The organism is Paenibacillus oryzae (assembly GCF_001675045.1).
GTDB classification, from domain to species: domain Bacteria; phylum Bacillota; class Bacilli; order Paenibacillales; family Paenibacillaceae; genus Pristimantibacillus; species Pristimantibacillus oryzae.
In genome coordinates this window covers 21,764-37,571 of record NZ_LYPA01000056.1, presented here as the reverse complement: position 1 = coordinate 37,571, position 15,808 = coordinate 21,764, and the positions used below count along the sequence as shown (strand labels likewise).

The window sequence follows — 15,808 nt, the reverse complement described above, 5'->3', positions numbered from 1 at the left end:
GTGGAAGGCACGGTGCATGGACATGATTGAAGTAAAAGAATTAACCCGGACATTTACGATTTATGAACGGGGACACACGTTGAGGGAAGTGGCTAAGTCGCTGATCCGGCGTCCCATGAAGGAGGTCCGGGCCGTTGACAGCATTTCGTTCAACATCTCGCAAGGCGAGCTGGTTGCCTTCCTGGGACCAAACGGCGCAGGCAAATCCACAACGTTAAAAATGCTTTCCGGCGTCCTTCATCCCTCCTCCGGCGATATTCGCTGCATGGGGCTTGTTCCTTGGAAGCAGAGGCGGGAATACGTAAGGAAAATTGGAGCTGTTTTCGGGCAAAAGTCCCAGCTGCTTTGGGATATTCCGCCCTCCGATGCCTTTTATATGAACAAAGCGATTTATGGAGTGCCGGATAAGGAATATAAGGAAACGCTGGATGAACTGGTGGAGCTGCTTCAGGTCGGGGATATCATGAGAAAACCGACGCGTCAGCTGTCGCTGGGAGAGCGGATGAGATGCGAGTTTATTATGGCGATGCTGCATCGTCCCGATCTCGTTTTTCTGGATGAACCAACGATTGGCCTGGATATGATCGCCAAAGAAAATATTCGCAACTTTATTCGCAGCATGAATAGAAAAAAGGTTACGTTTATTTTGACCACGCATGATCTGGAGGAGGTCGAGCTGCTGGCGGAACGGGTAATGGTCATCAATCATGGCCGGATCATAGTGGATGATACGTTAAGCGGCTTGCGTAAAAGGCTGGGCGACAAAAAAACGGTGCGGATCGTCACCGAGCTGCCCGTGCCTGATGAACTGCCCGCAGGCTTGCGCATCATGGAGCGTATCCGCCCGTTCGAGGTCGAACTGGAGGTAGATACGGAAATTCTGCCGCTGCGGCCGTTTATTTCACAGTTCAACGAGCAATTCGGCATATTGGATATGGCCATTGAAGAGCTGCCGATTGAGGCGGTAATGAAGGAGCTTTATTCGGAGCCTGATGTGCAAAGCTATGCAGCTGCCCCTGTCCAAAATCTCTTCCAAGTGAATAACGGCAAGACAAGAAGCTTGGACTGATTATACTGGATGGCGGATGCATTCAAAGGGATTAAAGGGAAGATACAGGTAGATGCAGATGCAGAAAAGGTATAAACGTAAAAAGGTATAGCGGTAAAGGTATAAACGTAAAAAGGTATAGCGGAAAAGGTATCATCGTAAAAAAAGTAAAGTAGAAAAAAAGGCATTATCCGTGGCGGAGCCCGTTTGAAGGGGCGGCCATGAGATATTGCCTTTTATTTTCTAAGGATTGCTTGCTAGAGAGTCAAAGACTTAAAGACTTAAAGTCTGTTTACTCCAGACCATGCTCCTTGCGGATTTTGTAAAGCCCGTTAACAACAGGGTCTGCCGGATCGCGGTTAAGCAGTTGCATGGTCAGCAGCAGATGGAACGGCATAGCGCAAACGTTATTGCCCTCCTTGATTGCCGGAAATCCGGCTTCAAGCACGGGGCCTGCTTGCTCATGCATGCTGAGATTAACATAAACCTGCTCCATCGGAAATTCATCGCGGGCCGATTTGGCGCAATGCGGCACGATCACTTCGTCAAACAGCTTTTTGCTTTCTTCATTGGTTTTGGGCGGCTCTGGCAGAGGTTTGCCGGACGGCCCTTCGTTAATCAGGTCGATGTAAAAGGAAGCCAGCCACTGCTTGGCAAGCTCGGGATCTCTGTGCTTCTCTAGCAATTCATTTATAAAAAAGCCGCAAGCGTATTCCTTTTTGGTATCGTTGCTCTTTAGCCGATAGGCGATTATGGGGCCCAGTAGTGAATTATTCATCATTTGCCCCTCAACCTGATAAGCCGGAAACTCCGCTTGCAGCATCTGCTGCGTTACCGTATAAATCGCTGTCACCAGTTTTTTCGCTTCTTCCTCGCGGTCCTTCTTGGCCTGCAATTCCTCTTCGGATTCTTTATTGACTGTGGTCATATTGGACCTCCTTCCCTTTTAGAGATTGATTTTTGAACCCGCACTTTTATCATTTTACCATTTTATGAAGCAAAGGTATAACCTGTTTGTCCGTGTATGATCGGCTCTTCTTTTTTCACCTCAAACCAGTAAGTAATGGATGACTTCGACCATGGTAGAACGCTTCATGGCAGAGGGGGCGATGTCGATGCCGGGTGCGACTTAAAACGACAAGTAATTTTTTTTTGAGCTGCAAGTGGAAGGGGAAACCGGCGGTGAAATCATTCTTGCGGACATAGATGACCTTTAGGAGACCATTTTTTCTGTATGCCAGCGTGTAATGGACATTGGTGTCCGTAAAACCCAAAAAATGCTGGTATATTAGCCAATTTGGAGGGTTAAAGGACACGGGTGTCCGTTACTCAAAACAAATCTAGCGATTTCACCCTTTAACGGACATTTATGACTGGCAGGCAACAGACCGAGTTTACGCTACCCTGTCATTGTAAACCATTACTCATTTATTTGGCACACAAGTTGGCTAAGCGGCAACAGAAATCACTTGTGGCAAGCACTTGTTATGAGGTTGAGCCCTTTTTCTATATTTACTCTATTTTGTGAATCTGGTACACTAGTTTTGGTTTATTGTTAACCAATATTATGTTTAAATAGGTTTACAATAATGTGATCGATACGAAAATAACTACCACAGCAGTAAAAGCCTTATTACTATTTTTAATCGTTGATACAGGGAGGCAGAGGTCGTGTTGGACGATAACATCAGCATGCGCACTATGGATAATCAGCAGGAACAGGCCAGGAAGATGCACGAGCGAGATAATCAGCAGGAACAGGGCAGGAAGATGCACAATCGGCATATTCAACAGGAGCAGGCTGGGCAGATGTTTGAGCGAGATAATCACCAGGGGCAGGCTAGGAAGCTACACGAGCGAGATAATCACCAGGAGCAGCACAAGCAAATCATGCAAACTGCTAAAGGAGCGAAGTATCTGGGGATGTGCAACTGGCAGGAGCTGGCTCAAAAAAGCCTTGCCGGGGAGCTTTTAAGTGTGGAGGAGGGACTGAAGGTATTGGATTGTGAGGATACCGAATTACTGCCGCTGCTGCATGCAGCTTTTTTGGTAAGGAACCACTTTTACGGCAAAAAGGTAAAGCTCAATATGATCATCAACGCCAAAAGCGGATTGTGTCCCGAGGATTGCGGCTATTGCTCCCAATCTATCGTATCCAATGCGCCAGTGAGCAAATATGCACTGCTTGATAAGGATACACTCCTCGCGGGAGCGCGCGAAGCATTAGCCCGGAAAGCGGGCACCTATTGCATTGTTGCTTCGGGAAAAGGGCCTAGCGAGCGAGAGCTGGAGGGGGTGATAGACGCAGTTAAGGAGATCAGGGCAACGATGCCGCTAAAAATATGCGCGTGTCTTGGCATTTTGAAGGAGGGTCAGGCGGAGCGTCTAGCCGAAGCCGGAGTCCACCGTTACAATCATAATCTCAATACGAGCAAAAACAATTATTCGTCCATTACAACAACCCATACATACGACCAGCGCGTACAAACAGTGGAAGCGGCTAAAGCCGGAGGCATGTCTCCTTGCTCTGGCGTTATTATCGGTTTGGGTGAGGATGAGCGCGATATCGTTGAGATGGCATATGCATTAAGAAGGCTGGATGCGGATTCCATTCCGGTAAACTTCCTGCATGCGATTCCAGGCACTCCGCTTGAAGGCAGGGAAAGAACGCCGGCGATAAAAGCATTAAAGGTACTGGCATTACTTCGTTTTATATGTCCCTCCAAGGAAATCCGGGTAGCGGGCGGACGTGAGTTAAGTCTCAGACATTTGCAGCCACTGGCATTGTATGCGGCAAACTCTATTTTTGTTGGCGATTATTTGACAACATCGGGCCAGGATATAACGATGGACCATGAAATGATTCGGGATTTGGGTTTTGAAATTGAAGAATTTTGTGTCTGATTGATACAGCAAGCTGTTGTTGCGTCAGCCTTTGAGGAAGCTATATCGATTAAAAGTTTGTCGAAAAGTAGCGTAAACCTTTTTATAACAGCAGGTGAATTTTGGAAGCTTAACGAATAAGTTATTGATTCCAATAAGATATGCTGGGGGTTGGCATTGCAATGTGGGCAGAACTGGCTGCTTTTTTACAAGCAAATACTAAACAAGCTTTGTTGATTTCAATTATTGGCACTATACTGGTCTTTTTGTACAAACAGTTCAAAACGATGATTGATAATAATGAGTCTGAAAAAAAGAAAGCTATGCAGGAAAAGCTTGAATTGTATACAAAGCTGGAGCTTGCTATTGCCAGCGTAATGCATGTAAACAATGACGGGAGTAAAGAAAAACTCTACGAGCTATTAGGTAAATGCGGCTCATATCTGTCAAAAACACAAAGACAAATTATTAGGGATTACTATAAGCAGTTTAATCCTGCTGTACTGTATTCCTTGCAATCGTTTGTCATTAGCGAAGTGGACAAACTTGATCGTCAACTGTCGGCAATGAAAGATAAGCATGAAGGTGGAGAATGGTTCCAATACATGCAACGATTATATGCGCCATTTTGGCCAATGCTATTGTTTGGCATATTGGCATTGTATATTTTTTTAACTATTAAAGTTATAAATCAAACCGATTTGATATGGATAAAAATTTTAATCTTTATTTTAGCGATTTCGGTATTTATAGGCTTATCAGCAGGTTCTGCGGCTATTATTTCTATGGTTAGAAGAGAATTTGCCAAGCAAGGTATTTTTCGTTGGGTTGCTATTATTTTGTTGGTGTTTTCACCAGCTGCAGCCTTTGTTTTTAACCGGATTGAACTGTCGGCTGTCTCAATTTTGATTCAAGTTGCCGCAATGATCTTTATAGCATACAGCAGAGGCCCTAAGTCGGTCATTACGTTATAGGGGCGGGCCTTATGAAAATTATCAATTTAGCGATACGGATTGTCTCAGAGCTTGACGAAAGGGTGGCATGATATGGATTGGACTATGGATGCTATGCTGGATTTGCTGGGAGGGCAAGCCGAAATAGAGAGGTTTCGATCAAAAGATTTCGTAACTCCGCAGCAACGGCGGCAAGCGCTCACGGAAAAGCTGAGGAGGGCGCTGGGTGAATTTCCACGGCCTGATCATCCTTTGAAGGCGGAGTTGCTGGAGCGGCGCGATCTGGGAGATGTATTGCTGGAGAAAATAGCTTATACCACGATGGAGTCAGTGCAAGTACCGGTTTGGGTATTAACGCCGAAGGGCGGAAAAGGCCCGTTCCCGGCCGTATTGGCTTGCCACGGCCATGGCAACGGACAGAGGGATGCCATTGGGCTTGATGAAGAGGAAAATGAACGGGAGGATGCTGGCATTCATAACCGGTTTGCACTTTCCCTGGCTCGCAGGGGGATGGTTGTTGCTATTCCTGAAATTATGGGGTTTGGCGTACGGAGGATTGCTCAAGAACGGAAAAGCAGTCCCAATCACAACTCCTGCGAAACGTTGTCCGCCCGATTGCTTATGCATGGGCGCACATTGGCAGGGATGAGAGTTTTTGAAGCAATGCGGGGAATCGATTATCTGCTCTCCCGTTCCGATGTTGACCCAGCGAGAATCGGAGCTTTCGGATTTTCCGGCGGCGGCTTGATTGCGGCTTATGCCTCAGCGCTGGATGAACGGATCAAGGCGACGGTATTATGCGGCTGGACCAATACGTTTGCGGGCAGCATTCTGTCTATGCGTCACTGTATCGATAATTATTTGCCTGGTATCCTCAAGGACGCGGAGCAGCCGGAGCTGGCTGGTCTCATTGCGCCCAAGGCGCTTTTTGTGGAATCGGGAGAAAAGGATCATATATTCCCTGTGCAGCATACCCGGGAGGCAATCGAGTTCTTAAAACAAACCTATGCCCAATGGAACGCGGAAGAACGCTTCTGCTGGGACATCCATGCCGGAGGTCATGAGATTTGCGGCAGGGTATCCTTCGACTGGATTCATCGCATGTTATTGGCGGAGCAATAGCCAACATTTCATTCTGCCCCGGAACAAGGTATGATAGAGGAAGCATGTCAGGCTTCGGGGGATTAACAACGACTATGACCGGATCAAAGCGATATATTCCTTTTACGTACAAAATGATGATTCCTTATCTTGCGCTTGTGCTGCTGACAGATATTCTGATCGGCTATATTTCCTATGCCATGCTTATTCAATCCCGGACGGAAATAGCGGAGTCCAGTGTGAAAACCAGCATGGAGCAAGCCAGTAACAGCATTCGCTACCAGATGGACGAAATGCAGCGGATGACGGAAACGCTTTTTGGCAGTATTTCCTTCCAGAGAGCGCTTCAGAAGGAGGGCACTCCGCTGGAGATGTATTTGACGATGCTGGACGAAATCGACCCTCAGCTCACTGCTCCCCTGCAATTTTTCGGGAACAATATTCGCATTACTCTCTTTACTGTTAATGAAAAGCAGCAAATCGTCGAGGACTATGGCATGGTTGGCAATGTCATCGGCAAAAATTATTTTGTGAGACCATTGCAGGAAATTGCGAATCAGGAATGGTTCAACCGGATAAACCACAGCCGCGAAAAAAACATATGGATGCAGGCGGGAGAAGATGCGAATTTCAGCAATTTATCGCATTTCAGACGGCTCGTTTCCTATAGCGACTACCGGACAACGATTGGTTATTTGCAGGTGACCGCCTCGCTGGAGGAAATGCTGGGGGTTCTGAACAGCTTCCCTGTACAGGAAGGGATAACGCTTCGTTTGATCAACCGGGAAGCTGGGAACATCATGTATCAATACGGTCCCGTTGAAGGCGAGGCTGGGAATGGCGATTTTCTTACGCTGCAGGAGGATATTGCAGATACCGGCTTTTATATTCAAACCTTGGTGCCGGGAGCCTACTTGACCAAGGATGCTGGAGTATTGCGTCTCAATATTATTCTGATTTGTACGGCAAGCTTTGTCGTTATGGCGCTTATTGGCCTGATCGTTGCCAGAATTTCGGGCCGAAAGATGAGCAAAATCGTTGTTATGCTTCGTTCCATTCAGGAGGGCAATTTTCAAAAAAGAATCAGGATTAATGGCAACGATGAATTTGTGCAAATTGCCGGCGCGTTTAATGAAATGGCCAGAGGTATGCAAAGCTTGATTGACAGCGTGTACGAACAAGGCAAGCAGAAAAAGCAGGCGGAGCTGGAGGCGCTGCAGGCTCAAATTAATCCTCATTTTCTTTATAATACGTTGTCGACCATTAGCAGCTTGGCCAATTTAGGCGAAATCGGGAAGGTCACGCATATGGTACAAGGCTTGTCGCGGTTTTACCGGCTGACCTTGAACGAAGGCAATGTCAATATTCCGCTCCAGCAGGAGCTTGAGCAGGTATCCACCTATCTGGATATCCAGCGTGTTCGTTATGCGGACGCTTTTAAGGTGTATATGGAAATTGAGCCGGAAATACAGCATGTACAGATTATTAAATTGATTGTGCAGCCTTTTGTCGAAAATATATTCAAGCACGCCTGGTTCGGTGAAACGATAGCTATCCGAATTACCGCGCGCAAGGTCGATGACCGTATTGAGCTGAAAATCATCGACAATGGAATCGGAATGAAGCCCGAGAAGGTGCAGGAGCTGATGAACGCTCCCGCAAGCTCCGGCGGATATGGGGTCAAAAACGTATATGAACGGATTCGGCTTCGCTATGGCGACCGGTACGGCGGAGAAATAGCCAGCATCTATGGTGCGGGAACAACGGTCAGACTATGGCTTCCCGCAGAGATGCCGGACGAAAATGAGGGCAATAGCAGCCGCGCAAACAACAAGGAGGTATGACGTGAGCATTCCAATTTTACTGGTGGACGACGAAGCGATTGATCTGGAATGGCTGCGCAGAAGAGTAGCGGGCAGCGGGCTTGGTCTGGAAGTAGCCGGCACCGCAAGCAGCGGCTTTGCCGCACTTGACATCATGCGCAAACAAAGGGTCGATATCATTTTGTCGGATATTCGAATGCCCATTATGACCGGCACCGAGTTTGCACGGAAGGCGCGGGAGATTAATCCGGCGGTTAAAATTGTATTTATTAGCGGCCATGAAGATTTCAGCTATGCCAAGGAAGCTATTGAAGTCCATGCCCACAAATATTTGCTTAAGCCCGTTGCGGACGATGACCTGTATCTGACCCTGAAGGAGCTATGCGATGTCATTAGCATAGAGCGGCAGCAGAAGCTGGCCACTACCGAAGCCTTGACTCTGGCCAGTGCGGAGCTGGTTGTGAGATGGGCGGAAAGCGGTGAGGAGCTGCCCGCAGATTCCCCGGTTGTTGCCATGCTGGAGCAGCTGGTGAGAAACGGGGCGGCAGCATCCGTCATTGAGCTGGACGATCTGGAATGGAAGCTTAAAGGGCTGAGCGATGAAAAGCGCGGAGACGTACTGCGGGACGCCTTTCACGACATCCATCATTTTATACAATCGCTATCGGCTGGCAAGCTGTTTTATTTAAAGGACAATCGGCTTCTATTGCTCTCGGCTGCCGCACAAAGGGAAAAGCTGCTTGAAAACATTCTGGAGCAAATCAGGACCAAAACTGCTTTCACAGCTACAATCGGAGCAGGCAATCCCGTCAACAGAATTGCTGATCTCAGAAAGTCCTATTGGGAGGCAAAAGCTGCGCTGCAGGCAAAATGGATTTTGGGCAAAAATCGCCTGATTCCTTATACGCCGCATCAGACCGGCGGTTTGCGTTCAGCCGATAACCTTGAAGAACTGCTGGACAAGCTGCTGGAGGAGATTATGGCTTATGATCTCGTAGCCATTGACGACAGCTTGCTGAGGCTGTTTAATGAGCCGGTCCCGTGCTCAGGCAAGCAGGAGGTGTATGACCTCATAATCCGTATAACGTCGGGGCTTCATGCCAGATTGCAAAAGCAAAATGAAAATTTATATGAAGTGCTGAAATGGGAGTCGCAGCAGCCGGAAATGCTGTTCCATTTTGAGACGGTGCACGATATTATGTCCTGGATTCGCCGCCGCTTTTTTGAGCTGTCGGAGCTGCTGTATATGAAGCGGCAGCGCCAGAAGCGCAAGCTGATCCAGGAGCTGATGGAATACGTGGAGCAAAATCTGGACAAAAAGATTACGCTGAAGGAGGCGGCTTCGCATTTTGGCTTTACGCCCAATTATTTGGGCTTTGTGTTCAAAGAGGACACGGGCGAAGCGTTCAGCGATTATTTGACCCGGGTAAAACTGGAGCGGGTGTGCGAGCTGCTGAAGGACCCCACGTTGAAAATTTACGAAATTGCCGACCGCATGGGCTATATCAATATTATTTATTTCAATCGCCAGTTCAAGCAGGCGATGGGGCTTACCCCCGGAGAATACCGAAAAAAACACAAAATTTAGAGGTAGCTCAAAAAGTCCGCTTCCCATTACGGGTCATGACTGGCGTCATGGCCGGCGGCGAATATGGCTTTCAGCCGAAACTTCCGTTGCTCACTTAGCTTTCACTAAGCTCCGCTACTCAGTTTCTAGCTTCAAGCCATCTTCTTGGTACTGAGAACCGGACTTTTTGAGCTTTCATTTTAGAGGTAGCTCAAAAAGTCCGCTTCCCATTACGGGTCATGACTGGCGTCATGGCCGGCGGCGAATATGGCTTTCGGGTGAAAGCGCTCCGAGGAGGGGCGCTTTTTTGGTGCTTATTTTGCGGTTATAAACTTTATTTCGGTTGTATCGGTGAAAAAGTATTATTTTTTGTTGCTCCCCTGAATGCCGTTTGTCCATTTGAAAAACTATAATAAAGTCAAATAGAGAACGAGGAGTGATGGGAGATGAGCAAAAGCGGGTTTTGGCATGACGTCAAAAAATATCGCGCACTGCTGCTTATGCTGGCTCCGGCAGTTTTGTTTTTCCTGCTGTTTGCCTATGTGCCCATGGCCGGCATCGTGCTGGCATTTAAGCAATACAACTACAGCGACGGGATTTTTGCAAGCCCCTGGAACGGCTTGAACAATTTCCGGTTTTTCTTCGAATCCGGAGATGCCTGGCGAGTAACGAGAAATACGGCGTTGTATAATCTGGCCTTTATTCTTGTCAATAACCTGCTTCAAATCGTAGCGGCTATTCTGCTGTTTGAGGTAGCAGGCAAATGGTTCCGCAAAATTACGCAGTCCATTCTGTTCCTGCCGTATTTCATTTCCTGGGTTGTTGTTGGCGCGATTGCGTACAACATGTTTAACTACAACGTGGGTACGATAAACGTAGCATTGGAATGGCTAGGCTTTGCCAAGATCGATATTTACAACACGGCTTCTTATTGGCCGTTTATCCTGGTAGCCGTTACCGCATGGAAAGCGCTTGGTTACGGAACGATTATGTATCTGGCGGCCATTACAAGCATTGATACGGAAATGTACGAAGCCGCTGAAATCGACGGCGCAAACATTTTCCAGCGTATTTTCAAAATTACGATTCCAAACCTGATGCCAACGCTGATCATTTTGGTGCTTCTGGCAATCGGCAATATTTTCCGCGGCGACTTCGGCATGTTCTATAACATGATCGGCAACAACAGCATGTTGTTCTCGGCGACGGATGTTATCGATACCTTTGTATTCCGCTCCTTGACGACAAACAATGAAATCGGCATGTCTGCTGCGGCCGGCTTCTACCAATCCATACTCGGTTTCGCGACCATTCTGCTTGCTAACTACGCGGTACGAAAATACGACAAGGATCGGGCATTGTTTTAGCCTGGAGAGGAGGGAAAGCGCATGGCTTCACCAACTGCAACAAAAGGCAAGTTCAAGTTTTCCGATAAAACTCTTTTGTCCATTATCGGCTACATCATCATGACTTTGCTTGCTATCGTTTGTATCGTTCCTTTTATACTGATCATTTCATCGTCCTTTACAGACGAAATGGCCATTACGCTTAACGGCTATCAAATTATTCCGACGGTTTTTTCAACAGAAGCGTATAGCGTTTTGTTCAAATATCCAAAGGATATGATAGCTGCTTACGGAGTTACGATTGGCGTAACGGCGATAGGAACGGTGCTTGGCCTGTTCCTTACGGCAATGACAGCTTACGTCCTGTCTCGCCGCGACTTCAAATGGCGCAACCAGTTCTCCTTTTTCTTCTTCTTCACAACGCTGTTTAACGGCGGTCTGGTGCCATGGTACCTCATGATGAACGCGCTTGAGATGAAGGATAATTATTTGGCGCTTGTGCTGCCGCTTCTGCTGAACGTCTTTTATATCATCGTTATGAAGTCGTTTATGAGCAGCATACCGGATGCCATTACGGAATCCGCAAAAATTGACGGAGCAACCGACTTTGGCATTTTTATCAAGCTGATTCTTCCGTTGTCCAAGCCCGCTTTAGCAACCATCGGATTGTTTCTGGCGCTGGGTTATTGGAATGACTGGTATAACGCGCTGCTTTTCATAGGGAAATCCGAGATGATGCCGCTGCAATATTATTTGTACCGCATGCTTGCCAATATGGACGGCCTGCGTAAAGCGATGATGGCTTCAGGTATGGCGGTTAACTTCGCAATGCCGACGGAAAGTCTCAAAATGGCCATGACGATAGTTGCAACCGGCCCGATTTTCCTGGTATATCCGTTTATTCAACGTTATTTTGTCAAAGGTCTTACGATTGGCGCTGTAAAAGGGTGACCTCAGGATTTTCCTGGTTATCATAAAAAATTGATTTGGGGGATGTAAATATGAAAGGATCTCGTAAGCTTGCTTCCATGATGTTGGTGCTGGTTCTGGCTCTTACAATGATTTTGTCAGCATGCGGCAGCAAAAACGATAACGCCGGTACTGGCAGCACGGCTGCTCCTGGCGAAAACGCTGGCAGCACGGATAAGGAATTGAAATTGAAAATGGTTATGCTCGGCGGCAAACCAATAGATTACGATCAGGTTTTCGGTGAGATAAACGCCAAGCTGAAAGAAAAAGCAAACGCAACTCTTGACGTTGAATTTTTGGACTGGTCCGACTGGGCTACGAAATATCCGCTTAAATTTGCCGCTCAGGAAAATCTTGATCTGATTTACGCGGCTAACTGGGCGAACTACAACGACCAGGCAACCAAAGGCGGTTTTCTGGAGCTGACGGAAGACATGCTGAAGCAGCATTTGCCTAAAACCTTTGAAGTTATGCCTCAAGCGGCATGGGATCAAGCAAAAGTAAACGGCAAGATATATATGGTTCCGCAAAACAATGACGAAACCATCGACAAGGTTGTTCTGATTCGTCAAGACCTGCTGGAAAAATACAACCTTGAGCCTGTAACAAGCCCTGAAACCTTTGCAACTTACCTGAAAACAATTGCGGCTAACGAGCCGGGCGTTACAGCTTACGGCGCTCGTCCTGGCGACGGCTGGAAATGGCATGAAATGGACGATATGCTGCTGGAGCAAAACAACAACTGGACAGTAGCCGACCTCAGCGTTCCGCTGGCGTTCAAAACGGATGATCCAAACGGCGAGTTGTTCACCGTATACGAAACTCCAGAGTTCCTGGAGCTGCTCAAATACTACAAAGACCTGGCCGACAACGGCGTATGGACAAAAAACGTATTGAGCGAAAAAAGCGACGTATGGCAAGACATGCTGGCCGGCAAGGTTGGCGCACGCAGCCACAATATCGGTACGCTTGGTTTGAATATGGTAGAGGGTAACAAAGCCGGCAAATTCAAGTTTGACGTAGCCGACATTACGCCTGACCGTTACAAGCTGAACGCTTTGTCGACGCAAAACGGCATGGCCGTTTCCGCAACAAGCAAAAATGTTGAGCGTTCCCTGATGGTTATCGACCTGCTGCAAAGCGACAAAGAGCTTCATGATCTGATGATGTACGGCATTGAAGGCAAGCATTACATTGCGGTTGGCGACGATAAGTACAAGCAAGGCGAAGCTGCTCCCAACTACACTGGCTTCTCCAACTGGGGCTTCAACTCCAAGCTGAACCGCGTGGACGATTCCATTCCTGCTTCCGCAATCGCGATTACAGATGCTTGGAAAGATAAAGTCTACCACTTCCCGCTTGAAACATTTGTATTCGATAACAGCAACGTGAAAAACGAAGTGTCCAACGTAGGCAACGTTATGCTGCGTTACGCTATTCCTTTGGAATACGGCTTGATCGACGATCTCGAAAAAGGCCGCGACGAGCTGGTTAAACAGCTGAAAGCTGCCGGTATCGACAAAATTAAAGAAGAAATGCAAAAACAAATCAATGCTGCTCTTGGCAAATAAGCAATAATCTATGAGGTGCTCCCGGCTTTTGCGGGGGGCACCTCGCCTTTTATTTAAACCATAATCAGGGAGGACAAACATGGAATATGCCATTTCGGTTCGCAATGCAACAAAAGCCATCTATCCGTCATCGCTCAAAATGAACGGGTCTAACCCGCAAGGGGACAGGATCAGCTTTACAAACTACTATATGGAATGGAACGGAAAGCCGTTTATCGCCATTTGCGGCGAATATCATTATGCGCGTTACGATGAAAAAGGCTGGGATTTGGAAATCGGGAAAATGAAAATGTCCGGCATCAATGTTGTTGCGACTTATATTTTCTGGAATCACCATGAAGAGACTGAAGGAAGCTTCAACTGGTCCGGCAATCGGGATTTACGCAGGTTTGTGGAATTATGCGCGAAGCGCGGCTTGCATGTTATTTTGCGCGTGGGGCCATTTTGCCATGGAGAGGTTCGCAACGGAGGGTTGCCGGATTGGCTGTTTGGCCAAACGTTTGAGGTTCGTTCCAACGATGAAGGTTATTTGAGCTATGTGCGCAGGCTGTATGGGGAGATCGGCAAGCAGGTAGAGGGGTTGATGTTTAAGGATGGCGGACCCGTTATCGGCATCCAGCTCGAAAATGAGCTAAACGCAGCATCCGCTCCGTGGGAGATGACAACCAAGCAAGGCGATGAATATTTGGGCGGAGGCGCAAGCGGCGAAGAAGGCATACGTCATATGCGCTATCTCAAAACGATGGCCGAGGAAGCAGGACTCGTTACGCCGATTTATACGAGCACCGGCTGGGACAATGCGCCGCTGCTGGAGGATGAGGTGCTTCCGCTCTATGGCGGTTACGCCTACACCCCATGGAGCGTAACGGCAGAGCAGCCGGACCAGCAGCCCACGGGAGAATACGTGTTCCAGGATTATCACAACGATGACGCAAGCAAAAATCGTTTCACTCCGCCATATCCACGCGAAAAATATCCGTTTGCTTGCTGCGAAATGGGCGGCGGCATGCAAACCTGGTATTTGGCCCGTTTTCAGGTTGAGCCTGAAAGCGTATCCGCAATGACGATGATGAAGCTGGCCGGTGGCTGCAACTTTGTCGGTTATTATATGTTCCATGGAGGAACAAACCCGATGGGGGAAACCGGATACCTCAATGAAAATACGACGCCGAGATTTTCGTACGATTTTCAAGCGCCTATTGGGGAATTTGGGCAGATTAGACCCTCCAACGACTTGCTTCGTCCGCTGCATTATTTTTTGCAAAGCTTTGGCGGACGGCTGGCGCCCCTTGCTACTGTATTGCCGGATAATGCGCTTGACATCACCCCGGAAAATAATGAAAATTTGCGTTATGCCATAAGGACGGACGGCAAAAGCGGTTTCCTCTTTATAAACAACTATCAGGATCACGTCGAAATGCCTAGGCATGAAAATGTAAAATTTGCCCTTGATACCACAGCTGGCAAAATCGTATTTCCACCGCGTAAGGGCTTGACTATCGAACCGGGAGCCTCTCTCATGCTGCCGTTCCGATTTGATTTGGGAGGAGCTATGCTGCTTGCGGCAAGCTGCCAGCCGGTGACGGAAGTAAAAGGAGCAGATACCGATACCTACTTCTTCCGTGCGCCAGCGAGCCAGGCTGCCGAGCTTTTGCTGGATACGGCCACTTTTTCGGAGCTTTCAGTGGAAAACGGCATGGCCGGGCAAGGAAGCGACGGCGTTATGATTGTTACCACTATTCCCGGTAAGTCGGCACAGATTCAATTTAAAGCGCCGGGCGGCCGTATCATTCGAGTCTATGTCATGACGGAGACGGAAGCTGCGGGCATGTGGCAATCGGAGCTTGGCGGCGAGCGTTGCGTTATCTTTTCCGATGCGGCAATTGTTATGAATGAAGAAGGAGTTTCTTTTATAAGCGAGGGCAGAAGTGAATTTCAGTGCCGCGTATACGATGCACCTGGGCATTCAAGCCTTAAGCTTGCGCCAAAATCCGAGGGAGCTGTAGCTGATATAGAAAAGCAAGGATGGTTTAGCCAATACAGCTTTAAGCTGCCAGCTTATGAAGTCGAAATGGAGCTACAGCCCCTTCAAGAGCATAAGGTGGCGCTGAGTTTTCCAACTGGGCTGCCGCAAGGGGCTTATGATGTACTGCTGCATATCGATTATACCGGAAATGTGGGGTATGCTTTCTCGGATGGTAAGCTGCTGCATGACCATTTCTACAACGGCAAGCCGTGGGAGCTGGGATTGTCCCATATTCGCGGGAACATGCGGGACAATACGCTCGTGCTTCAGACGACGCCGCTGCGTAAGGGAAAGGTAACGATTGCAAAAGACGCGGCTATGGCCGTGTCACGCCAGTTCGAAGGCGAAGAGATTGCTGCTATTCATGGCGTCAAAGCAGAGCCGATTTATCGTCTGGATTGTTCAATCGCAACATCCTGAGCCTGCAGCAACTTCCATTTTCCAACCTTGCTTTGTTATAATGAAGCTGCATAAAGGCAATAGATAAAATATAAATATGCGTTCAAGGAGAGTTGGACAAG

General features: G+C 47.9%; 11 protein-coding genes. 10 read left to right on the top strand and 1 reads right to left on the bottom strand.

The genetic code is table 11. The annotated features are described in order from the left end of the window. Window positions 1-16 precede the first annotated feature (16 nt). Entirely contained in the window at window positions 17-1,069 is a 1,053-nt protein-coding gene (locus A7K91_RS12680; RefSeq protein ID WP_245697478.1) for an ABC transporter ATP-binding protein, read from the top strand. Window positions 1,070-1,340: 271 nt separating this feature from the next. Here A7K91_RS12680 and A7K91_RS12675 read toward each other — a convergent pair whose 3' ends face one another. Continuing rightward, the gene (locus A7K91_RS12675; protein WP_068683228.1) at window positions 1,341-1,976 is read right to left on the bottom strand and encodes a hypothetical protein; all 636 of its coding nucleotides are present in this window, start codon (window positions 1,974-1,976) and stop codon (window positions 1,341-1,343) included. A 995-nt stretch (window positions 1,977-2,971) separates the two neighbouring features. On the opposite strand from A7K91_RS12675, the gene bioB reads away from it, so the two are divergent. From bioB to A7K91_RS12630, 9 genes are all read left to right on the top strand, one after another. Further along, window positions 2,972-3,952, top strand: a complete 981-nt coding sequence (gene bioB, locus A7K91_RS12670) for a biotin synthase BioB (protein WP_068683320.1) — start codon at window positions 2,972-2,974, stop codon at window positions 3,950-3,952. Between the two features lie 161 nt (window positions 3,953-4,113). Continuing rightward, entirely contained in the window at window positions 4,114-4,905 is a 792-nt protein-coding gene (locus A7K91_RS12665) for a hypothetical protein (protein WP_068683226.1), read from the top strand. 72 nt (window positions 4,906-4,977) lie between these two features. Beyond that, window positions 4,978-6,006 (top strand): alpha/beta hydrolase family protein, encoded by a 1,029-nt coding sequence (locus A7K91_RS12660; protein WP_068683224.1) that lies wholly within the window; start codon window positions 4,978-4,980, stop codon window positions 6,004-6,006. 74 nt (window positions 6,007-6,080) lie between these two features. Then, entirely contained in the window at window positions 6,081-7,829 is a 1,749-nt protein-coding gene (locus tag A7K91_RS12655) for a sensor histidine kinase (RefSeq protein ID WP_068683222.1), read from the top strand. Between the two features lies 1 nt (window position 7,830). Next, a complete protein-coding gene (locus A7K91_RS12650) occupies window positions 7,831-9,396 on the top strand; it encodes a response regulator (RefSeq protein WP_068683220.1) in 1,566 nt (521 codons plus the stop codon). Window positions 9,397-9,821: 425 nt separating this feature from the next. Next, window positions 9,822-10,742: an ABC transporter permease gene (locus A7K91_RS12645; RefSeq protein WP_068683218.1), complete on the top strand. Its 921-nt coding sequence runs from the start codon at window positions 9,822-9,824 to the stop codon at window positions 10,740-10,742. 21 nt (window positions 10,743-10,763) lie between these two features. Then, entirely contained in the window at window positions 10,764-11,672 is a 909-nt protein-coding gene (locus tag A7K91_RS12640) for a carbohydrate ABC transporter permease (RefSeq protein WP_068683216.1), read from the top strand. A gap of 50 nt (window positions 11,673-11,722) precedes the next feature. After that, window positions 11,723-13,261: an ABC transporter substrate-binding protein gene (locus A7K91_RS12635; protein ID WP_068683214.1), complete on the top strand. Its 1,539-nt coding sequence runs from the start codon at window positions 11,723-11,725 to the stop codon at window positions 13,259-13,261. A gap of 79 nt (window positions 13,262-13,340) precedes the next feature. Beyond that, window positions 13,341-15,707 (top strand): beta-galactosidase, encoded by a 2,367-nt coding sequence (locus A7K91_RS12630; RefSeq protein WP_068683212.1) that lies wholly within the window; start codon window positions 13,341-13,343, stop codon window positions 15,705-15,707. Window positions 15,708-15,808: the final 101 nt, after the last annotated feature.